Origin of the sequence: Paenibacillus sp. PvR133, assembly GCF_017833155.1 — a bacterium.
In the GTDB taxonomy this organism is placed as follows: domain Bacteria; phylum Bacillota; class Bacilli; order Paenibacillales; family Paenibacillaceae; genus Paenibacillus; species Paenibacillus polymyxa_B.
Window position 1 is genome coordinate 2,065,805 of the sequence record NZ_JAFIBS010000001.1, and the last position, 21,898, is coordinate 2,087,702.

At 45.0% G+C, this 21,898-nt stretch carries 24 protein-coding genes and 1 pseudogene; 15 read left to right on the plus strand and 10 right to left on the minus strand.

Annotated elements, in window-relative coordinates:
• Positions 1–63 precede the first annotated feature (63 nt).
• Positions 64–702, plus strand: a complete 639-nt coding sequence (locus tag JOE49_RS09175) for a pentapeptide repeat-containing protein (RefSeq protein WP_209940951.1) — start codon at positions 64–66, stop codon at positions 700–702.
• A gap of 9 nt (positions 703–711) precedes the next feature.
• Here the strand turns inward: JOE49_RS09175 and pdxR are convergent, their stop codons facing one another.
• A complete protein-coding gene (pdxR, locus tag JOE49_RS09180; RefSeq protein ID WP_209940952.1) occupies positions 712–2,226 on the minus strand; it encodes a MocR-like pyridoxine biosynthesis transcription factor PdxR in 1,515 nt (504 codons plus the stop codon).
• Between the two features lie 115 nt (positions 2,227–2,341).
• Between pdxR and JOE49_RS09185 the strand changes: the two genes are divergently transcribed.
• The 7 genes from JOE49_RS09185 (at position 2,342) to JOE49_RS09215 (ending at position 7,981) form a co-directional block, all read left to right on the plus strand.
• Positions 2,342–2,953: a pyridoxamine 5'-phosphate oxidase family protein gene (locus tag JOE49_RS09185; RefSeq protein ID WP_023986938.1), complete on the plus strand. Its 612-nt coding sequence runs from the start codon at positions 2,342–2,344 to the stop codon at positions 2,951–2,953.
• Positions 2,954–3,207: 254 nt separating this feature from the next.
• Positions 3,208–3,792, plus strand: coding sequence for a TetR/AcrR family transcriptional regulator (locus JOE49_RS09190; protein WP_023986940.1), 585 nt, complete (start codon positions 3,208–3,210; stop codon positions 3,790–3,792).
• Positions 3,793–3,905: 113 nt separating this feature from the next.
• The gene (locus tag JOE49_RS09195) at positions 3,906–4,007 is read left to right on the plus strand and encodes a hypothetical protein (protein ID WP_014599460.1); all 102 of its coding nucleotides are present in this window, start codon (positions 3,906–3,908) and stop codon (positions 4,005–4,007) included.
• Between the two features lie 350 nt (positions 4,008–4,357).
• The gene (locus tag JOE49_RS09200) at positions 4,358–4,813 is read left to right on the plus strand and encodes a MerR family transcriptional regulator (protein ID WP_023986943.1); all 456 of its coding nucleotides are present in this window, start codon (positions 4,358–4,360) and stop codon (positions 4,811–4,813) included.
• A gap of 40 nt (positions 4,814–4,853) precedes the next feature.
• The gene (locus tag JOE49_RS09205) at positions 4,854–6,065 is read left to right on the plus strand and encodes an MFS transporter (protein WP_023986944.1); all 1,212 of its coding nucleotides are present in this window, start codon (positions 4,854–4,856) and stop codon (positions 6,063–6,065) included.
• A gap of 27 nt (positions 6,066–6,092) precedes the next feature.
• Complete coding sequence (locus tag JOE49_RS09210) at positions 6,093–6,521, plus strand: universal stress protein (RefSeq protein WP_023986945.1); 429 nt, start codon at positions 6,093–6,095, stop codon at positions 6,519–6,521.
• A 41-nt stretch (positions 6,522–6,562) separates the two neighbouring features.
• Positions 6,563–7,981: an aldehyde dehydrogenase family protein gene (locus JOE49_RS09215; RefSeq protein ID WP_209940953.1), complete on the plus strand. Its 1,419-nt coding sequence runs from the start codon at positions 6,563–6,565 to the stop codon at positions 7,979–7,981.
• A 111-nt stretch (positions 7,982–8,092) separates the two neighbouring features.
• Here JOE49_RS09215 and JOE49_RS09220 read toward each other — a convergent pair whose 3' ends face one another.
• From JOE49_RS09220 to JOE49_RS09230, 3 genes are all read right to left on the minus strand, one after another.
• Positions 8,093–8,887, minus strand: a complete 795-nt coding sequence (locus JOE49_RS09220) for an SDR family oxidoreductase (RefSeq protein ID WP_025722292.1) — start codon at positions 8,885–8,887, stop codon at positions 8,093–8,095.
• A 162-nt stretch (positions 8,888–9,049) separates the two neighbouring features.
• Positions 9,050–9,400, minus strand: a complete 351-nt coding sequence (locus JOE49_RS09225) for a nuclear transport factor 2 family protein (RefSeq protein ID WP_068941386.1) — start codon at positions 9,398–9,400, stop codon at positions 9,050–9,052.
• Between the two features lie 88 nt (positions 9,401–9,488).
• A complete protein-coding gene (locus JOE49_RS09230) occupies positions 9,489–10,400 on the minus strand; it encodes a helix-turn-helix transcriptional regulator (protein ID WP_209940954.1) in 912 nt (303 codons plus the stop codon).
• A gap of 427 nt (positions 10,401–10,827) precedes the next feature.
• Between JOE49_RS09230 and JOE49_RS09235 the strand changes: the two genes are divergently transcribed.
• Positions 10,828–11,394, plus strand: coding sequence for an NAD(P)H-dependent oxidoreductase (locus JOE49_RS09235; RefSeq protein ID WP_209940955.1), 567 nt, complete (start codon positions 10,828–10,830; stop codon positions 11,392–11,394).
• Between the two features lie 177 nt (positions 11,395–11,571).
• Here JOE49_RS09235 and JOE49_RS09240 read toward each other — a convergent pair whose 3' ends face one another.
• Complete coding sequence (locus JOE49_RS09240) at positions 11,572–12,096, minus strand: hypothetical protein (RefSeq protein ID WP_209940956.1); 525 nt, start codon at positions 12,094–12,096, stop codon at positions 11,572–11,574.
• A 497-nt stretch (positions 12,097–12,593) separates the two neighbouring features.
• Positions 12,594–13,058 carry an AbrB/MazE/SpoVT family DNA-binding domain-containing protein gene (locus tag JOE49_RS09245; protein WP_013308700.1) on the minus strand — a complete coding sequence of 155 codons (465 nt, stop codon included), beginning with the start codon at positions 13,056–13,058 and terminating at the stop codon, positions 12,594–12,596.
• 249 nt (positions 13,059–13,307) lie between these two features.
• Between JOE49_RS09245 and JOE49_RS09250 the strand changes: the two genes are divergently transcribed.
• On the plus strand, positions 13,308–13,628 hold the full coding sequence (locus JOE49_RS09250) for a hypothetical protein (protein WP_245248361.1): 321 nt from the start codon (positions 13,308–13,310) through the stop codon (positions 13,626–13,628).
• A 267-nt stretch (positions 13,629–13,895) separates the two neighbouring features.
• On the plus strand, positions 13,896–14,300 hold the full coding sequence (locus tag JOE49_RS09255; protein WP_053325236.1) for a VOC family protein: 405 nt from the start codon (positions 13,896–13,898) through the stop codon (positions 14,298–14,300).
• Positions 14,301–14,798: 498 nt separating this feature from the next.
• Here JOE49_RS09255 and JOE49_RS09260 read toward each other — a convergent pair.
• A pseudogene (locus JOE49_RS09260) lies at positions 14,799–16,060 on the minus strand (IS110 family RNA-guided transposase).
• A 355-nt stretch (positions 16,061–16,415) separates the two neighbouring features.
• Here JOE49_RS09260 and JOE49_RS09265 point away from each other — a divergent pair.
• Complete coding sequence (locus JOE49_RS09265) at positions 16,416–16,775, plus strand: hypothetical protein (RefSeq protein ID WP_245248362.1); 360 nt, start codon at positions 16,416–16,418, stop codon at positions 16,773–16,775.
• Positions 16,776–16,890: 115 nt separating this feature from the next.
• Positions 16,891–17,262, plus strand: coding sequence for a MerR family transcriptional regulator (locus tag JOE49_RS09270; protein ID WP_013308707.1), 372 nt, complete (start codon positions 16,891–16,893; stop codon positions 17,260–17,262).
• Positions 17,263–17,338: 76 nt separating this feature from the next.
• Here JOE49_RS09270 and JOE49_RS09275 read toward each other — a convergent pair whose 3' ends face one another.
• Positions 17,339–19,054, minus strand: a complete 1,716-nt coding sequence (locus tag JOE49_RS09275; protein ID WP_080751594.1) for an oxidoreductase — start codon at positions 19,052–19,054, stop codon at positions 17,339–17,341.
• Between the two features lie 242 nt (positions 19,055–19,296).
• Between JOE49_RS09275 and JOE49_RS09280 the strand changes: the two genes are divergently transcribed.
• Positions 19,297–20,061, plus strand: coding sequence for a MerR family transcriptional regulator (locus JOE49_RS09280; protein ID WP_160788762.1), 765 nt, complete (start codon positions 19,297–19,299; stop codon positions 20,059–20,061).
• A gap of 98 nt (positions 20,062–20,159) precedes the next feature.
• On the opposite strand, the gene JOE49_RS09285 is transcribed toward JOE49_RS09280, so the two are convergent.
• Complete coding sequence (locus JOE49_RS09285) at positions 20,160–20,636, minus strand: hypothetical protein (RefSeq protein WP_023986958.1); 477 nt, start codon at positions 20,634–20,636, stop codon at positions 20,160–20,162.
• Positions 20,637–20,725: 89 nt separating this feature from the next.
• Entirely contained in the window at positions 20,726–21,205 is a 480-nt protein-coding gene (locus JOE49_RS09290) for a GAF domain-containing protein (protein ID WP_023986959.1), read from the minus strand.
• 341 nt (positions 21,206–21,546) lie between these two features.
• On the opposite strand from JOE49_RS09290, the gene JOE49_RS09295 reads away from it, so the two are divergent.
• The gene (locus JOE49_RS09295) at positions 21,547–21,852 is read left to right on the plus strand and encodes a hypothetical protein (protein WP_023986960.1); all 306 of its coding nucleotides are present in this window, start codon (positions 21,547–21,549) and stop codon (positions 21,850–21,852) included.
• Positions 21,853–21,898: the final 46 nt, after the last annotated feature.

Sequence of the window (21,898 nt, forward strand, 5' to 3'; positions counted from 1 at the left end):
TTGATAGAAAATAGATTCATATAGATGTCCTAGAGGGCTCTCAATCGTGGAGGTAGAGTTATTATGAAAATTAAAATGGAGTTGCCAAAAATTCCTGTGGACTTACCCGTACTAAACGAAGAAATGTATTCCTTACGGTCCAAAGGCGAATATAGTATGGGGTCTGTAGAAGATATGATTTTGGATAATGTGGAAGCGGTTAAGGTTTCATTAGAGAAGATGACTTTTAAAAATGTAACGATCATGGAATCGTCATTACTGGAAAGTGAATGGACAGACGTCATTTTTGATAAATGCGATCTGTCTAATGTTCATTTTTCCGGTTCCTTTATCCATCGGGTAGAGTTCAAAAACTGCAAATTGCTTGGAACAGACTTTTCCAGAAGCAGACTCCAAAACGTTCGTTTTTCGGATTGCTTAGCGGATTATTCGATGTTCCGTTTTGCTAATTTTAAGCAAGTTGGTTTTGAGGATTGTTCTTTAATAAGTGCCGATCTGTATCATTTAACACTACAAAAAACCTTTTTTAACCGTTGCAATCTGGATCAAGCGATGCTATCGGGGTCCAAGCTCAACGGGATTGATCTGAGCGATTGTGAATTTGATGGGTTACAGGTGGATATAGAAGATTTGAATGGCTGCATCATCTCACCGCATCAAGCTTCATCATTTGTAGGGCTGTTGGGGCTAGTGATTAAATAAGGGAACTCCTCATTGATTTTTAATATGGTCCCAAGCCTGGCGCAGACGGTTAAACCCTTCAACAATTTGTTGCTCCGTTAAATGGGCAAAGATAAAGCAGGCTGATGGAGGTCCCGGTGTCAGTTGGTAATCGGCGGCATCACGCCATGTGACTCCGTAAAACTGTGTTGTCTGCATCAAATGATAATACTGGGCAGGCTCATGCTTCCAGATGGCATAGGCATGTAGTCCACAATCGTTCTGATGCCAGTGAAACAGTTCACTTAACTGCTGTATTTCACGTTGGAACACGTCGTAGCGTGATCTGTATATTCGAGTCATCCGTCGCACATGGCGAACGTAGTCGCCGCGCATCATAAAACGTGCCAGTGCGCGCTGTTCCAAGCGGGCAGGCGGCAGGGGATCGTATAGTCGTTTGGCAGCTGTCAGCGCTTGGGCTAATTCAACGGGCAAGATTGCAAACCCGAGTCGAAGGCTGCTGAACATGCTTTTGGAAAAGGAGCCGACATAGATGACACATTCTGTGCGATCCAGTGCTTTTAATGGTTCAATGGGTCGTCCTGCCCAACGGAATTCACTGTCATAATCGTCCTCAATGATCCACGCTCCCTTGGATGCTGCCCATTGCAAAATATGTTGACGGCGTGTTAATGGCAACACTGCACCGGTTGGAAACTGTCGTCCAGGTGTAACAAATAGGAGTTTGGAATCCCAATCCTGTGGGACAATTCCATGTTGATCCATCTCAGCAGCATGTATCTGTCCGCCTGAGGCAGTAACTGCACGGTAGATGCCGGAATAACAGGGGTTTTCTAATACAATTCGATCTTGTTCATGAATAAGCAACTGACTTAATAACGTGATCACTTCCATGGAACCACTGCATAATACGACTTGATCCGGCGTGGCTGTAATTCCGCGTGTTCTGCCAACATGATGGCAAATCGCTTCACGCAGCCATTCATCACCGCTCACTGGTGCAGTCGTCGCGTCAGCCGAGGGCTTTTGCAGATCCTTTCCAGCGGCAGTCATTGCGCTTTTCCATGCGATCTGTGAACTGCCCTCCAATACAACTTCTCCTGCCTGAAAAGAAATCAAAGGCTGTTGCGCACTGTCTCTATATGTAGCAGAAGCAGGAGACGGCTGTAAGTTTCGTTCCCTTTCGATCTGCATGATTCGTTGTCCCCAAGCTGATAGAGCAGGGGCTTTTTGTTTTACAACAGGTGAATTTTGGTTCTGCTGTTTGATTAAAGATTTGTCGGGCAGCACCGCTGTCTGTTCCATAACAAAGGTTCCTCTGCCTACTGCCGAATCTATATATCCTTCTGCCAACAGCATATCATATGCCTCTTTAACGCTCCCTCGTGAAATTCCATACATCACAGCCAGATCACGAGTGGAAGGCAGACGCGTACCACTGGCAAGGGAACCATTGAGGATTCCCTCACGAAGAGCATGATACAATGCCAAATATTTCAAATGATATTTTTGAAGCGCACGCTGATAGGCAATCGTGATATCCATACTCTTCTCCTTCGATTGGGCCACTCATTTTCGTTCATATTGGATCTTTTTATGAATCCATTTTCAACATAATCTGAAATGTATCATTGGTCAATAGATGGAAGGAGAGTTCCCTGTGAGAAGAAAAGAATTTACGGTGGCAGAACTAGAGGAAATAGAGCAGTTTCTAAGCGAGGTCAGTTTCGGATTTTTAGGCATGAACAGCGAGGATGGTTTTCCGCGTGTGGTTCCCTTGAATTTCGCTTATGGAAATGGCGTTTTTTATATTCATGGCAGCCGTGCTGGAGAAAAGATGGAACGGATGAAAGAAGATAATCGAGTTACTTTTTCAGCCGCCAAAGAATATGCGCTCATTCCGTCTTATTTTACGGATGAACATATGGCATGTCCGGCGACTTCATTTTTTAAAAGTATTACCGTGCGTGGTCATGCGGAGCATGTAGTGGATTTGGAAGAAAAAGCATCGGCCTTTTCCATTTTTATGAGTAAGCTGCAACCGGAAGGCGGGTATGACACGATTGATGCCAGCGATTCTCGGTATGCTTCACGTTTAAAAGGGGTCGCTCTGATCAAAATTGTACCGGAGGAATGGACTGCCAAGTTTAAATTCGGTCAAAATGTTAAAGATCAGGAACGTCAGCAAATTATCGACGGCTTGCAACAACGGGGGTTGGATGATGATCTGACAACGATTGAGATGATGCGCAAATATTGTCCTCATCACTGATATATATCGAAAGTCAGGGTTGTGCAAAATCCTCAAGTATAAATATTTGAATTCGGCTTAATAATTCCTGCTCGCTCACCGTCAGATTGGTTAATTATACCTTGCAGGGAGATGCCCTTGATTTTCCAAAACGTTCAGTCCTTCTGTATTAGGACTTTTGAAGGACAGGTATATATCATCCTCAAGCCCGTTGTTCTTACTGCAAAGGAACTTTATAATACGATAGATTTGTGGCGTAAGGGGGCAAGACCGTGATGAGAGCAGGAGTCAGAAGTCGGGAGAGTCGACGGTTGTTACTGGAAGCGGGGGCTGAAGAGTTTGCTCAGACGGGGTTTTATCAGACAAAGGTAAGTTCGATCGCGGCACGTGCAGGATTGACGCAGCCGGATTTTTATATTCATTTTGAAAGCAAGGAACAGTTGTACGAGGAGCTTGTGGAGAGCTTCGGTACTTTGGTGAATGATACGGTACAAAGCATGAAGATAGGCCCAGACCTAAGCGAGGCTGAAATTTTGAGACGGGGACAAGTGTTTCTGGAAGCTATTTTTCGCGTGTTGTCTAATAATCCGGCGATCACTCGTGTCGGATTTTACCAGGCGACAGATTCGGTGCGTATTAAGGCGGAAATGGCTGAGCATATCAAAAAACATCTGCTGGCGGCGCAACGATGGGGCTCCTGCCGTGAGGAGCTGGACCCTGAACTGACAGCAGAATGCGTGATCGGCTTGATTGAACGGCTGACGTTAACTAAATTGCTGCCTGGACGTGAAAGTCCGTCTGTGCTAGCCAAGCAGGCACGAAACCTCCTGTATCACGGCATGCTCGGGTCCGAAGAATAACAGGACAGTACAACCCCAACCTAGATTTGGGCGGTTGGCGCGGCATTTGTCCCTATCATGGAAGACTGCATAAGCATAAGATGCTCTTGTAAACCATGAAGGGAGGAATCAGCATGTCTGGAGTAGGCGCTGGTTATGGAGCTTTTACATCTACAGGAGCGATTCTGGTACTTTTCATTCTGCTCGTTATTATTTCCAAAGCATTCGTCATCTAATTCGTAGCTCATGAATCTGATTTCGGGCGATTTGTTGTAATCGACAGAGAGAGGAGGAACTTAAGATGGGTGAAGTAGAAAGAGGTTGCGGTGGTGGCGGCTACAACATGTTTACTTCCACTGGTGTTATTCTGGTACTCTTCATTTTGTTGGTTATCATCACACGTACCATTTTCATCTAAAGCTATATTCATGGGCTTGAGCACCGATGCTCGGGTCTATGACCGTGCAAGCCAAACTAGGAACCGTCTCTAATAGAGGCGGTTTCTTTTTTATATAAAAGTTTACGTTGACGTTAACGTTATAGAGGCGTAGTATTTATATATAATCTTTTTCATAAGGTGGGTGTCATGGTTACGTATAAAATTGATGAGGTCGCCAAACAAAGCGGATTAACCAAGCGAACCATTCGTTATTATGAGGAAATCGGCTTATTGCCCTCTCCGCAGCGCAGTGAAGGAAATATGCGCCTGTATACGCAGGAGGATGTGGACTTACTAAAAAAAATAGTGAGTGCCAAGGAAGTACTTGGATTCTCCTTGCAAGAGCTTCAGCGTTACATGTCCGCAGCGGAAATGCTTAAGGGTCAGCGGGAGGAATATCGCGAGCGAACGGAGCATTTGCAACCGAACGAGCGACGGGCCATGTTGGAGGATATGGAAAGTACATTGAACGAGCAGTTGGAATTAATGGAGGGAAAAATCAACAGCATCCGTATGCTCCAGACTGAGTTGGAGGAGTTACGGGTTAGGGTGCGTGAACGCAAGGTTCTTCTGGATGATGAACTTGATCACGACCCGTCATAACAAGAACATTTACATTCAGATGTGGAGGTAACATCATAATATGAGTTCACAACATGCATTACCTGAAGAGTTAAAAGAACGCTCAGGCTTGCTGTCTCAACCTAAAGCGGTCTGGGCAGTCGCCTTTGCTTGTGTTATTTCATTTATGGGTCTGGGATTGGTCGATCCGATTCTTCCGGCCATTGCTGATCAGCTTCATGCTACGAAAAGCCAAGTGTCATTGCTGTTCACCAGCTATAATCTGGTAACAGGCGTTGCGATGCTGATTACAGGCGTTGTATCTAGTCGATTGGGTGTCAAATGGACACTACTAACCGGGATTTTATTTATTATTGTGTTTGCTGGACTGGGCGGCACAGCCAGTACAGTTGGCGGAATTGTGGGCTACCGGGCAGGCTGGGGTTTGGGGAACGCTTTGTTTATCGCAACAGCGTTGTCTGCGATTGTAGGTCTGTCCACTTCTGGAACAGCTAAAGCAATTATTTTGTATGAAGCGGCATTGGGCCTCGGGATTTCAGTGGGTCCGTTGCTGGGCGGTGAGTTAGGTTCCATTTCCTGGCGCGGTCCGTTTTTCGGTGTAGCCGGACTGATGGTAGTGGGATTTTTGTTCATTACGTTTATGCTGCCTTCCATTCCAAAGCCCAAAAAACGCGGTTCCATTGCCGATCCGTTCAAAGCGCTCAGTTATCCGGCTTTGCTCACGCTCGGTATTGTAGCGTTGTTATATAACTTTGGATTTTTTACGTTGATGGCGTATTCTCCATATGTAATGAATCTGGACGAGCATGGTTTGGGTTATGTGTTTTTTGGCTGGGGAATTATGCTGGCCTTTACCTCGGTGTTTGTAGCACCGAAGATTCAAGCACGCTTGAGCGTGGTATCTTCCATTAGTATCATGCTGACGCTGTTTGCCATTGATTTAGGTGTTATGGCGATCGGGACGGTAGCTGGTTCACCAACGACTGTCATTGTCGCCGTCATTGTGGCTGGTATTTTTCTGGGGATTAACAATACATTGATTACAACTGCTGTTATGCAGGCTGCTCCAGTGGAGCGCTCGACAGCATCTGCGGCCTACAGCTTCATGCGGTTTTTGGGCGGGGCAATTTCGCCGTGGCTTGCAGGGAAGCTGTCAGAGTGGTACTCAGCAGAAACCCCATTTTATTTTGGAGCATTGATGGTACTGATTGGCGTAGCTGTGCTGATCGTACGTCGTCGACATATGCAGGATATTCAGGTGGATGCACACTAAGATCGAACTTCTGAGGAGGAAAAGAGTATGAGCGAATACAAACATATTCTGGTCGCGATTGATGGTTCGGAACATGCTATGAATGCGTTGCAGACAGCCAAAACGTTGTCTAAGCAGCTTCAGGGGAATCCACATCTGACTGTATTACATGTAAACCCGGCTTTATCCATGAATGAGCCCCCGGTTGGGGTTGATGTGGATGAGCGAATCGAAGAGGAAGGTCGTCATATCTTGGAACCAGCATCCGACTATTTGAAGGACGAGGGTATTTCTTACCGTATGCTGGCGGGTCACGGTGATCCGGCGAGTGTCATTTGCGAAAGTGCAAAGCAGGAAAAGACGGATTTGATCATTATGGGAACGCGGGGCAAAGGACTTGTTTCTGAAATGATACTGGGTAGCGTGAGCCATCAGGTGATTCAGCATGCACCTTGTCCGGTGTTGACGGTAAAATAGATGGTAAAAGGAACGTGATATCAAGAGAAGGAGGAAAAAGCATGCAGCAGCATTTATTTATCGGTGGAGAATGGAAAGCAGCTTTATCGTACACGACGTTGAAATCACCGTATTCCGGGGAAATCATTGCTGAGGTGGCAGAGGCCACAGCAGAGGATGCCAAGGCTGCTATTCAGGCGGCCTCTGATGCACGCTCGGAGATGCGGGCCATGCCAGCGCACCAGCGGTCAGCCATTTTGGAGAAGCTGGCCGACCTGCTGGAAGAGCGGCGTGAGGATGCAGCGCGCATCATTGCACGTGAAGCGTCCAAACCATGGAAGGCTGCGCTGGCGGAGGTTGACCGGACGGTGCAAACCTACAAGTTCGCAGCTGAAGAAGCCAAACGGATTCACGGGGAAACCATTCCGCTGGATGCCGCACCGGGCGGCGAGGGTCGTATGGCCTACACGCTCAAAGAACCTGTAGGGGTAGTAGGAGCTATCACACCATTTAACTTCCCGTTGAACCTGGTCGCTCATAAAGTGGGTCCCGCGCTGGCAGCAGGCAATACGGTCGTATTGAAGCCTGCGGAGCAGACGCCGCTGTCGGCTTACTTGATTGCGGAGCTGCTGGAGCAGGCTGGATTGCCTGCGGGCGCTCTTAACGTGATCAGCGGCGATGGTAAAACCATTGGCGACATACTTGTCACTGATCCGCGCGTCAGCTATATCACTTTTACCGGTAGCCCGGCGGTCGGTACAGAAATTCGCTCCAAGGCTGGCTTGAAGCGGGTCACGCTGGAGCTGGGTTCCAACGCGGCCGTTATTATCGACCGTGATACGGATGTAGACGCGGTCATCGACCGTTGTGTGAGTGGAGCCTTTGCCAATCAGGGGCAGGTATGTATCTCAGTTCAACGTATTTACGTTGTCGATGAACTGTATGATACCTTTGTATCCCGATTTATAGAAGCAACTCAACGTTTAAAAATTGGAGATCCGCTAGAGCCGGACACGGATGTATCCGCGCTTGTTTCAGCCAAGGATGTCGAACGTGTCCGTGAATGGCTGGAAGAAGCGGTTCAAGCAGGCGCAAGGATCGCTCTGGGGGGCCAAGCCAAGGGAGGTATTCTGGAGCCGACGGTTTTGCTTAATGTGGACCCGACTTCCAAGGTGTCCTGTCGTGAAGTGTTTGCCCCGCTTGTGCTGATTCATTCTGTTAGCTCTATAGATGAAGCCGTAAACCATGTAAATGATTCGATCTATGGCCTGCAGGCGGGAATTTACACTCGTAATATCACGACCGCGCTGGATGCAGCGGACAAGCTTGAGGTGGGCGGCGTGATGATCAATGACATTCCAAGCTTCCGTGTTGATCATATGCCGTATGGTGGTGTGAAGCAAAGTGGCACGGGACGCGAAGGTGTAAAGTATGCCATGGAAGAAATGCTGGAAACAAAGCTGATCGTTATTAAACGGTAGTGGTTATTTAAAAGCCTATCTGATGAACATAGATAATACGTTTTGCGTATGTCTGCTCATTAGATGGGCTTTTTTTCACCTTTTGCGCGATTGTCAGATGAAAATAAAGTGTTAGACCGTTGGAACTGTTCCACCGTCAATATTATATTCACTTCCTGTAATTGAAGCGGCCCGGTCGGATACCAGAAAAGCAACAAGCTCAGCGACTTCTTCTGGTAGTCCTGGACGACCAATTGGAATTCCTCCCAACGAGTCCATCAGTTGCTTTAATGCACTTTCTCGGTCACCTGTCGTCTCAGCAATCCGATCAATCAAACTTTGTGCTGCCTTCGTTTCGATAAAGCCTGGCGCAACTGTATTAATACGAATGCCTTGAGGTGAAAACTGCTTGGATAACCCTTTGCTGTAAGTAGTTAAAGCTGCTTTGGCTGCAGCATAAGCCAATGTTGCATCATATAGCGGCAAGCGACGTTGAATGGATGAAATATGAATAATAACACCGGAACCCTTTTCCACCATAGCCGGCAGCAGTCCACGGTCTAAACGGACGGCAGCAAACAGATTGGCGTTAAAAGTTTGCTGCCAATGCTCGTCTGTCAAGATAAGAGCTCCCCCAGATGGGGCTGACGAGCCTCCAACATTGTTGACAAGAATATCTACACCGCCTAGGCGCTCAAGAACACTGTTTACTACTTTATCTACACCTTCAGGCGTACTAATATCGGCTGGAATAAACAGGTCTGGATTTTCTAAATTAACTGGAGTCGTTCGAGCCGTAGTTATTACGGTAGCACCTGCAGCCGTAAGTCTCTTAGCAATAGCCTCTCCCATTCCTTTGGTACCGCCTGTGACCAAGGCCCTTTTGCCTTTAAACTCACTTAATATGTTTTCTAATTGAAAACTCATGCGAATAATTCCTCCTAAATTTTACAATGTGGTTGAGGAATACCTCTAGGTATCTCCACTCCGAGAATAGAGTTGGAGTTCAGTTTGATCGGTACTCTGTTCACGTATAAAAACAACATAAGCAGGCATATTCGTTTTCCCTTTCTTATTTTTTAAATTCCTTTATGGAAGTGTAATAATCAGTTCTTTAATATTATTGTTGTTTACTAGAAATTGATGTTTAAGGAGGAGTGGGTCGGGAAGATTCGATTTATCAAAGTCTCCGTCTACTTTCGCAATTACGACGATGGTGTTATTACTGTCATCCATATCCACGATCTCGAAGGTGACATTCGGCTCCAATATTTCTGCTTCACACCATGATTTTATGGCTTCCATACCTTTGATTTCGCGATGATTATCCAAGATCAACGCATCTTTATCGAAAGCGGAAGTAAATACTTCAAGCTGGGATTTGTTCGCTGATGTAAAGTAAGTTTCTACTGCCGGTGGCATGGTTTTATGTGGATTCATTAATCCTTCAACCTCCTATGGTGAGTATGTTGTGAGCGATAACTTCAAACTCATCATAGCAGTAATAATATGACTACATGGTGTCATATTATAGAGGATCATTTAAATTTCTTTTCATCGTTTCTAAATGAGACAATATTCTTGTACGTACTTGTTCGGGGCTAACCTCTATAAGGAGGGGACCAAAGGACAGCAGATAACTGTCCAGCCAATTGCCTACAGGAAATTGTGCCGTGACGGTATAAGAGCCGTCTTCCTTCTGAGTAATTGTTTTCTCGGCAAATTCATCGTATACGCGGTAAGCTCCTTGAGCAGAAATGTGAAGAGTTACTTCAATGGTATGAAGCAAGTCGTTCATCTTTGTATCTGTAGATGCTACGACCGTTCTTGGCTCATAACTAATTTCGGTAACTGCAATCTCTTTCATTCGGCTAATCTTAAATACACGATGACTTTCGGTATTTAAACAGTAACCTTCCACATACCAGGATTTATCTTTAAACAAGAGCTTGGCAGGTTCGACGCTACGATAACTCTGTTCCCCGGCGACGTTATAATAGCGGAACTTTATAACACGGTTTGTGATTATTGCGTTGCGTATAAGAGTGAATAGCTGTCTCTGGCTGTTTTGGCTTCCCCATGGCGAAAAATCTACTTCGATCCAGTTTCCCATGTCTTTTTTAAAAAGCCTACTCAACTTGTTTAGCACTTCTTCTACCTGTGGGATGGTAGCTGTAGCCACACTCTGAAGGGCCATTAAGATATCATCTTGTTCCTGCTCGGACAGTAAAGAGGTGTTAAAGACATAACCCTCCATCAATGATATTCCGCCACCCTTGCCTCTACTGCTGTAGATGGGAATCCCAGCTGCGCTTAAGGCATCTATGTCCCGATAAATCGTTCGTGTGGAAACCTCAAAATGCTCTGCCAATTCATCAGCAGTCACTTTTTTCTTATGGAGTAATATATAAACGATTTCAAAATGTCTGCTTAACGGCATACGCTTCACCTCTCTCAGTAGCATACAACTTATAATATGACATTATAAAGTCATATTAAGTGATTGCTTGACATCACACCATGATGGACATCAATCTGTTTAAAACCAACTGGGGGACTTTATTTACTTTGAACAGCGATAATAACACTGTTTTGGGATCAGACCTTTTTACAATCTTTTATATAAAGTTGAACAAAAAGCACTTGTAAAGTAAAAAGGAATATACTATACTGAGGCCAATCATTAGTAATTGATCAATCACTAACTAACTAAGCAACGGAGGTGATATTCATGAGCAGGATACCGCTAAAGTTTACTCAAACGTATCTTTATCCGAACTATGGATTAAGCATATTCAGTTGATTGAAGGAGTACGAAGTTAAGTAATTGATCAATCACTTATTTTAAAGTAAATGGAGGAGAGAACATGAAGCATCTTATTATTTACGCACATCCATCCGAGGGAAGCTTTAATCATGCAATTTTGACCACAGCAGTCGAGGGGCTAAAGCAAAAAGGACATGATGTGGTTGTTCGTGATCTATATGCAATCAACTTTCAACCTGTGATTAGCAGCAGCGAGGTCATTGAAGGAATCGGAGAAGATGTTGTACGGGAACAGGAATTTTTGCAATGGGCAGAGGTAATCACCTTTATTTATCCTATTTGGTGGACGGGGATGCCAGCTATTATGAAGGGGTATATTGACCGTGTATTCTCTTATGGATTTGCTTATAAATATGTAAATGGAGTGCAGATGGGAATGCTCAAGGGAAAGAAAGCTATTATCCTCAATACGCAAGGGAAATCACATGAGGAGTACGCCAGCATTGGAATGGATCAAGCAATTCGCTTGACGTCTGACAAAGGCATATTTGAATACTGTGGACTTGACGTCATGTATCATCTATTTTTCGAGTCGGTACCCCATTCTGATGAAGATACGCGTAAGAAGTGGCTTCGCCAGATTGCAGACATGGCCAGCAAAGCCTAATATTTATGTTCAGAGCCAGAGGATTAAGCATTAGGGGAATCGAAGTAGCCAGTGGCTAACCCAAAAGGCATCGCGTGCATCTACAGGCGATGCCTTTTTGGGTTGGTCCAATATTGAATGTGTTCCAATCGACACTCGCTCATGGCAAGCGGCAATTGCTACAATAAGGGTTGGATATTAGTTTTTCCGATTTTTCCGATTGGCGCTACGAGATCCACCGGAAGGCCACTGTGATCCACCACCTTGACCATGTTGAGGCCACCACTGTGACCCACCGCCCTGACCGCCGCCTTGACCATGTTGAGGCCACCACTGCGATCCACCGCCCTGACCGCCACCTTGACCATGTTGAGGCCACTGCGATCCACCACCTTGACCGCCGCCCTGACCATGAGGAGGCCACTGCGATCCACCGCCTTGGCTCCCACCCTGACCACCGCTTTGTCCTGGAATAGAAGGCATACTTGGATAAGGGCCTTGTGCCTGACTGATTTGAGTAACATCAATATAAGACTGTGTGCCATTAGGATATAGCACTAACATTGATTTGTTAGTGGGATCTACGCTTTTTACAAAAGCAACGATCTGTTGACCATTTACAGTAAATATACCCCATAAATTAACAAAATTGTTCACTTCAGTAGTGGTCGTGAAATGTGGTTGTAACGGCCCCATCGAACGATGAGAAGAATGTTTAGACAAGGTGTGTATCTCTCCTTTAAATTGAATTTTGCAACATCATATGTGCAAACGTACTCGTTGGAATGGGCAATGTTCCTACAAGATATTTTCTTGAAAAAATTCATTATCCCAAAAAAGTACAAAAAGGAGCATTTTTGCAACGGTCCCTATTGTTAACCCGTTAATTAAAAAAGGCAGTCATCCTTTTTGGACGGCTGCCTTTATTAGAAGTGTGTGGTGGTTTACTATAGAAAAATGAATAAATAAATGAAATGACCTTCTCTAATTAAAGAAGGTCATTTTTTAATTCAGGAACCATTATTAAATGTAGCACAGCCTTCTGCTTATAGGCGTTCTCGCTTGCAAGTCATTCACTGGTTCTTTATACCTAGTGTGGAATTTTCGCATGGACGTTCATGCGTTTTGTCGGTTAGCTATGATGCTGCGTATCACGGTTCAAAAGTAGCTGCACATGATGAAATCTCTGGTGTATATCTATGTAGGGTATCAAGCTGTAGTTAGAGCATTTTTTTGAGCTGGGATATACGGGCTTGGGAAACCTCAAGTATTTTGGCATATTCGTGCTGTGCTGCATTGGGGTGTTTTTGCATTAATTCTTTTAGACTTTCGATCATCTGTTGTGTCGATCGCCGCAGACGTTTGGGCTCTTTAATAGATCGTTGTGAGTTGGATAAAGCTGATTTGGCTGGTCTTAGGATAGGGCTAAAATGTATTCCCTTTTTTAAACTTTCAATACATTCCCCGCAAATAAAGCTGTCTCTAAAATAAGTTAATTGTTCTGTTGAACCACACATTTTACACGTCACCCCAGTATATTTTCGAAAGGCAAGAATACCAGTTTCCTCATCTGCAAAAATCTCAACAGGATCACCCACATTATAATCCATGGAAATTCGCATTTCTTTGGGGATAACGATACGGCCTAACGCATCTAGGGGACGTGTCATACCTGTACTTTTCAAATGATAACCTCCTTTTTTTATATCCTTATAATACTAAATAGTTATGATAAAAAAGAATAGGCTTAGAGAAGCAATCGCATATATTTAGTAAACTGTTGAAAAGTATACAAGTAATTCCCAAAATATGTTTTATTATTGGGGGAAACGTGTTGAGGAGATTATAAAGAATTTCCGATATATATTCATAAAGGATATTCTAGTTGGCAATGAAATTGTTAGTAACACGGGATAAGGAGATGTGAATTACATATGAGAATACTTCAATTTTGGAAGAAGAATAAGAAAGCTGTGGTGGCAATCGATTTGGATACTGCTATTCCAGCAGCGATTATAAAGGTTGGCGGATTAATAGATCAACCAGAGGAATTTACCGTCGAGGCGAAGAAGTCTGCTGCTATGCTGGGGGAAGAGGCACTGGCTCTATTTCCGCGTTATTTTTTTGGGACGGAGTTGCAGAAACCAGAGAGCTTGGCGGGAAAGTACGAAGGTTTGGGCGACTGGCTTCATATTCAACAGGATGCGATTTTTGAGATCATCTACTTGTCAGAAGAAAATAAAGTATTAGACTGAAAAATAAAGTGTTAGACTCGGAAAATAAAGTTGTAGACTGAGAAAATAAAGAATTAGACTGGCGGGTGCTTCATTACGCTAACAGGCAGAATATATAAACGGGTATCAACTTTAGCAGAGAGAATACCCGAAAATGTTAAAATGCTACTGACATAACGTTGTCAGTAGCGTTAGTTTATTATCGATTAGGTAAACATAATGGGGTGGATAGCTTGTTCTTGCCCTGATAAGATACTGTATCATTTATTATAGGAAGGATGGTATTTTATGAATTTTGCTTCTGTACGTATCATTACCGACGATGTGGATCGTCTTGTTGAGTTCTATGAGAGAGTCATGGGTGTTTCAGCGGAACGTCCCGCGGCAGCCTTTGCCGAACTCGTTGTGCCATCGTGCACCCTGGCGATCGGTCACTCCCATACTGTGCCGCTGTTCGGCATTGGTTCCGCAGTGGCGGCCGACAATCGCACTGTCATACTCGAGTTCCTCGTCCATGATGTCGATGCCGAATACGAGCGCTTGAAGCCGTTTGTCGACGAGTGGGTAAAGGAACCGACCACGATGCCGTGGGGGAACCGTGCTGTGTTGTTCCGTGATCCCGACGGCAACCTCATTAACCTCTTCAAGCCGGTGACCGAGGAAGCGATCAAAAGGTTCAGTGGTAGGGGGTGACTCATGGGGAAACAGTTTTGCCTCTCCTTATAGCCTCACTCACTGTGAAATTGAGACTGGCCCTTGTAGCGCGGTACCTAGAAAGGTTATCTGTTTAGAAGGGAGGAGGTTCCTTTGATTCACTAAACTCCCTCAATATGATTTAGTTTCCTCACTCAGGCTCATGAATTCGCAGGATTTCACCCTTAATTAAGTGTGAGAGGAGAAGGTTCACGGAGGGGCCGGTGGTTTGGAGTAGTACAAAGGGCATGCGGGAACAAGGGTGAGGAGTATTCACCCAGTTTATCCCATATTATGCACGTCTCCAAGTCGCCCCTAGCGATTCTCACTCCCATGTCTCAACGGGTCTAAGCCCTTTCATTCCTTCGTCACATCTAACTAAGGGGTGGAGTTCGGTTTTTCTAACGGAACGGGTCCGAGCCCTTTTGTTTAATGCCTCCCGATACTCCGTGCTTCTTGTCCATCCTGCGAATGCATGAGCTGGTGAGAGAATGCTGCTTAAGCTGCTTGCGGAGACACTTTAGTCGAATCGTAAGCTTCGCTGCTCTTGGCCAGACTGACAAGCATTCGGGCGACTTTACCGCACAATTTCATAATAGATTTCATTTTCTTCAATTTTTTCACGTTGACATTGTGGTGATGCAGGGCTCGAATATCTGGATTGGTCATGACCATGCACATCGTTATGAGATAGAGAAAACGCCGGAGACGGGGGCGCCCGCGCTTGCTGAGCACCATTTTTCCACGCCACTTCCCCGAGCAGGCCTCAGATTTAAACCCGCATGTCGTAGTAATGCGTTTCCGTGCGCATAGCCGCTCAGATCACCGGCTTCGCCTAGAACCCCAGCTAAACTCGTTGCATTTACGCCCCGAATGGTAAGGATTTTCTGAGCGTATGGAATACGCTCCAGGATGTGATGAAGCTCGTGTTCAATCTGCTCAAGCTGTCGCTGCGCCAAGTCGTATTCTTCAAGCAGTTGACCCAAGTGCAGCTTGTAGGCATGCAGCGCCTGCGTAACGCCCACGCTGCGTTTAGCCAGTGCAATGAGTTGCTCGGCTCGATGCACCCCTGCATGACGCTTCACGTATTGCTTCCAGCCAGCAATGACTTGCTCCGTCGTTAAACGGCTAATTTCCTCCGGGAGAGGAAATAGCCTTAACGTGGCAATGGCACTGGTGCAGGTAAGGATTTTAAAGACATGACGAAGTTCTGGAAACACAATATCTACCCAGCGGTGAATTTGATTAACGGCGCTGTTAAGCCGTTTGGCAACCGTGTCGCGATTAGCCATGAGAATCCGAAGTTCCTCGTAGACTTCCGGATTAAAGCGTACAGGGGAATAGTATCCGTTTTTGACCATATCCGCGATGACAAGTGCATCTTTACGATCACTTTTGGATGGGGTATTATCTCGGTTTTCCTTGTTCTTTTTGACGAGATGAGGATTTGCGAGAACAGCCTCAACTCCTTTGGCTGAAAGCCAACGAGCCAGGCTTAGCCAGTAGTGGCCGGTTGGTTCCATGCCAACGATGATTTTGTTCAGCTTGTACAACTTAAGCAGATCTTGAATCCAGCGGCTGAACAACTGAAAACCCTCGTCATGGCTGCCAAACTCGAGTGGAGATCCGAGAGCAATTCCTCGGTAGCTAACCGCACGAGCTACGTGAGCTTCCTGGGCAATATCTACACCAACAACAAGGTGGGATGGGGAAATGTTTTCAATGAGTTGATTTTGTTTGTCCTGGGCTTTAAACTTCATAGTAGAGCGACCTCCTGGATGGGCTTTTTGAGGCTATGACCTCGTGCGCAACCCCATCGTACCGAGGCGCTCGTTTTTATGCAAAGAGCAAATTATTCGTTTTACAGGAATTCTAACGGGAAACGTTAGTTCAATGAAATAGCGACAGTCTAGGACTTTATTTTCTCGTCCTTGGCTGTCGCTGTTCCAATTTTTAAGGTCAGTCTAAAACTTATTTTATGAAGTCTGGGGGGAACAATTCGAAAAGTCGCATGGAATACGGACACCCAGTCTAGTACTATATTTTCTTTTGACACTACTATTACAAGGAACAATCGATTCCCATGTTGTATGAGGTGGCGTTTGGTGTGTACGATTGCCGATCGATGCCTTTGATATTTTCGAGAATTTGTACCGTTGTTCGCCGGATGTTGCCATGAGGCATGCCGATTTTCTCAAAGCAATTGCCCGCGGTGAAGGCCTAGAAGGCCGTTCTCCCTTGCTGGATGGAGCTATAGGGACTACCGATGAGAATGGAAAGCAAGAGTACCACTGGCCCGACGATGAACCTGTCGAAGAGCATCACCAATTACGAGCGGCCATATTTTATTATCGGCTGAATCGTCAGGATGAGGAGGTTAATCGGCTGTTGGATCATTGGGAAGTGAACCATCCGGAGGAGAATGTTAGGAGTTATATTGGGAAATTGAGAGAAGAAGGACAGGGAGAGGGCTAGCTTTTCTGCTAGACGAATATAGGAATCTTAATTTTGCACTCTTTACTATGAAAACTTATACTTATCGTTAAAGCTGACTTGAAGAGAAAATAAAAGAACGAGGAGGGGAATAACCATGTACTCCATTAAAGAAGTTCAAATCAAGAGCGGATTGCCCGCATCCACCCTTCGTTATTATGAAAAAGAAGGCATATTACCTGATGTCGGTCGGGATGAAGGTGGAAGAAGGGTATATACCGAAAAACAAATCGATTGGATTAGGTTCCTTATGGCTATGAAAGATACAGGGATGACTATTGAAGAAATTAAGGCATACCTTGAGCTAAATGTAAAAGGAGAAGCCACAATCCAAGAGAGAAGAGATTTCCTTGTAGCCCACAAAAAGAAAGTGGAAGCACATGTGGCACAAACGCAGCACAATTTGGAGAAAATTATTCAAAAGATAGCTTTTTATGATCATGTGGTTATGGGGAAAAGCCTCTCTTAACTAAGCAATTGCTGCAAAGGTAAAAAAGCCAAAGCCGCCTGCTTACATAGTAAACGGCTTTGGAGGTAGCGGGGTACTATATATTTCTAGTAACCTCATAGGCGTCCCAGACAGCATACATAATATTTTGTACTTGCTTGGCATCGCCGATTAAGTAGGACTCGGAAACCTCATTTTGAATGTCTTCATAAAGCGATTGCTGAGGAGTATATCCTACAGCCAGAATCGCTGAATCTGCGTTTAGAATCGTTTCTTCACCATCTTTATTTTGAAGAACGAATTCTTGATCGTTGGCATCGACAATTTTGGCGTTGGTCAGGAGATGGATATCCTTGTATGCAACAAGGTCACGCAGCATATCTTCATTTGCATGGCACAGGGGGCCGCCGACGGTTAAAATATCTTCTTGCATTTCCACCAGCGTTACTTTTTTACCTTGATCAGCAAGCCAAAGTGCAGTTTCGCATCCCACAAGCCCACCTCCGACAATTACGGTGGAAGCACCGGGATCTTTTTTCCCAAGCAAAACTTCTTCTGCGGAATACACCTTAGTAGATGTACCAATGGAGAAGGTTTTGGGAGAGGAGCCGGTAGCAAAAATAACAACATCTGCTGCATATTCATTTACGGTAGTCCGATTAACCTCGGTATTCAATTGGACGTCAACTTTTAAATCCTTTAGCTCCCCTTCATACCAGGTCGCAAGTAAATGATCGTCTTCTTTGAAGTCTGGAATTCCACCCGGGATCAGATTACCTCCCAATCGGTTATTTTTATCGAATAAGGTAACGTGGTGTCCGCGAATAGCAGCTACACGGGCAGCTTCACATCCTGCGGGTCCTCCACCGATCACCAAGACTTTTTTGGACTGATCTGCTTTTCCGAGTGCATAGTCTTTTTCTCTGCCGCAAGCCGGATTAACGGCACATGAAATCGTTGCAAAAGATGCCAATCGACCCATGCAGCCCTCCTGGCAGGAGAGGCAAGGACGAATCTTTTCTATTTTCCCGGCCTTGATTTTGTTGGGGATGTCAGCATCAGCCAACAATGGCCGACCCAGTGCAATCATATCGGTTTTTCCTTCACGTATAGCCTTGCTGGCCAAGTCTGGATTATCCAATCTGCCAGCAGTAATGACAGGTACCTTTAGAATGGTTTTTAAAATTTTGTTATAAGGAAGATAGAGTCCTTTTTCCTGATACATTGGTGGATGTGCCCAATACCATGAATCGTACGAACCAACATCACCATTAAAAGCATCATATCCAGCTTCCTCTAATATTTTGGCCGCTTCAATTCCTTCTTCAATATCCCGTCCCTGTTCCTGAAACTCTTCGCCTGGCAATCCACCCTGACGCCAATCTTTAATAAAGCTTTTGATGCTGTATCGAAGAGATACCGGGAAATCCTGTCCACATTCGGCTTTGATGGCTTGGACGATCTCTATGGCAAATCTTAAGCGGTTTCTCAGATTTCCGCCGTATTGGTCTTTCCGATGGTTAAAGAAAGAAATCGCAAATTGATCCAGTAAATAGCCTTCATGAACCGCATGGATTTCAATACCGTCAAAGCCTGCCTTTTTGGCAATAGCCGCAGATTCCGCAAATTTTCTGACGTAGGTGTGAATTTCATCGATAGTTAGCTCACGACAGATTACATCGGGAAGCCAGCGATGAGGGATAGGAGAGGGAGCGACAGCCGTTTTACCTACAATTGAAGGGATGCTTACCCGTCCAAAGCCTGCGGATAATTGTAGAAATATTTTTGTGCCGTATGCATGAATCCGCTGCAGCTCGTGGGGTCATGTACAACTGGTGTCTTCATGATGGCGACTCGAATTTAATTGTAAATATGCGTGAATATATGAGTCGTCTGATCACGATCTTTAAACAAAAGAATTGATTGTATCCTTGTCACAGGGACGGTTCATCACACGCTTAACGGGTAAAATTGTAGTACCAAGGTGGGCAAGTGGGGTGTTGACTCTCACGCCACGTGAGACACTAGACTGTCAAGCAAGGGAGGTGAAGCGGAATGGCCTATACGGTAAAGGAAGTATCTAATCTGTCGGGAATCAGCGTACGAACTTTGCATTATTATGATGAAATCGGATTGCTGAAACCGCATCATATTGGAAATAATGGATATCGCTATTACGAACATGAACAACTTTTGAGGCTTCAGCAAATCATGGTGTACAGGGAACTGGATTTGCCTTTATCTGAAATTGGAAAGGTGCTGGAGCAAACCAAGGAACAAAAAGCTGAGGTTTTACAGGAGCATCAAGCCAAGGTCGAGGCCAAAGTCTTCCGCTTGCATACTCTCCTACAGACCATCGACGAAACGGTGGCTCATTTGAAAGGGGAACAAGCAATGAAACCAGAGCACATGTACCAAGGGTTTAACCCGGAAAAGCAGGAAATGTACGAACGTGATTTGACAGACCGTTATGGTCAAGAGGCTCAGGAAACAATTCAGGAAAGCAAGACGGCGACAAAGAACTGGAGCAAAGAGGATTATTTGGATTCACAGGCAGAGGCTGATCAGATTCATCGGCAGCTGGCTGAAGCCATGAATAAAGGATTGAAGCATAATAGTGAAGAAGTACAGGCGCTGATCCGCCGTCATCTTCAATGGGTAAGCCGATTCTATACTCCTACAGCAGAAATTTATAGCGGGCTGGGAGACTTGTATGTGGAGCATGAGGATTTCAGTAAAATGTATGAAGGCTATCGCCCCGGACTAGCTGAGTATTTGCGAGACGGGATGAAGGTTCTAGCCAAACGGGAATTAAATTAACAAAGTTTGGAAGAAGGGCTGTAAAAGGTCTGAAAAAGAGGTGAACAACAAGCCAATTCCGATGGCCTGCTGTTCACCCTTTTTGTGTGTAGAGCAGTTTACATGCTGCTTTGTGTCGCTCTCATGCCTTGCTGGCTGTTGTTACCGTACTGCTGCATGCCACTACCGCTTACATAATGCTGTCCAGTCGTCCCCATGTGTTGCGGGAAGCTGTGATTCATGTGGCTTCCTGCATTATAGGAGGATGGTTGCATACTGCGTGAGGCGTAGCTATCGCCAAATCCGGGCTGAGTCATTTGACTGCTGGAACGGATGGAGTTTTCCAACTGACTACACAGTTGAATAACTTGCTGGTACTGCTGCATAGCCTGCTGGTGATGCTGAATTGCAGTTTGGATCATTTGAGCTGCACTTCGTTCACGTTGCACCAGGCTTTCAAGACTGGATGCATTTTGTTGTTCCTGTTGCAGCAACTGCTGATACATGGCAGTTCCTTGCTGTGTTTGTTGTACCAATTGCTGCATGATTTGTTCACATTGATGAAGTTGTTGTTGTGGAGCCATGTTGTTGTACATGAATCATCAATCTCCTTCGCCGCATAATTTTGGGTTTCAGACCCTCATTTATTGTGGCGAAGGGAGACCATATATATGCACAATTTTGGTTACAAGCTAGACACCAGAATAGCCGTAAATTCCTCTAGGAATACACGATCTTCGTGATCAAAGCGGCCTTTTAGCGGGCTGTCAATGTCCAGCACTCCAATCAGTTCCCCATTCTTGACAAGGGGAATAACAATTTCACTATTGGAAGCAGCGTCACAGGCAATATGTCCTGGAAACGCATGCACATCATCTACAACAAGTGTTCGTTGTTCAGCTGCTGCGGTACCGCATACGCCACGTCCCAATGGAATCCGTATACATGCAGGTAAGCCCTGGAAAGGACCAAGTACAAGCTCAGTACCATCATAAAGATAGAAGCCGCTCCAATTAATATCTGGAAGGAAATGACCAAGTAGTGCTGAAGCATTCGCCAGATTGGCAATGGTATTGGATTCATCATGAATAAGTGCCCGGAGTTGTCCGAGAACCGATTCGAATTGTTCATGACGTGTGCCCTCGTAAGGTATAGTTTGAAACATGTAGAGTTCACGCTCCTAACATTAAATTTTTACATCAACTGTTGTATATATCGTAAAAAATAGGTAATTATGCAATTCGCTTTTACCATTGGTTAATTAATTTAAGATATAACGATTGTATATATTCAGTCAAGTGAAAAATCACTCTGTAACCTTTGGGTATCTCCGTACTCTAACCTCTGTACAGAATCATTTTGGGAAGGGGATAAGCTATACGTTTTAGCGGGGCAAACAGTATAGAAAGTAATCCAGCAAGGGTTGCCCTCATCTGTTTCCAGCTTATCCTCTATGGGTAAAAACATTGTAACATGGTTGGCCTAGGCCAGGGAGGAGTTGCAATTATGCATGCAGATGTTCAGAACTTGTTTATCCGTATACAGATGCTTTCTTATGCACATCAGAACGATCTCACGGTAAGAGATATTCAACCTGTGTTGGAAGAACGCGGTTACCGTGTAGGAGAACGTGAGGTCAAGCAGGAGCTTGAAAACTTGACGCAGGAAAACTTTCTGACACCGCATGATGATATGTTTAGCATTACCGGTGCAGGGATCGATGAATTACAGGAAATTCAGTCGATGCTAGGCGTACTGTACAAGGATGTTGTGAAGAAACCGACTCGCACCACTACCCGAGTCTCTTCTTAAAGGCTTAGAGGCTCGATAATTTTGATTTGGAAGACAAGCTCGCACA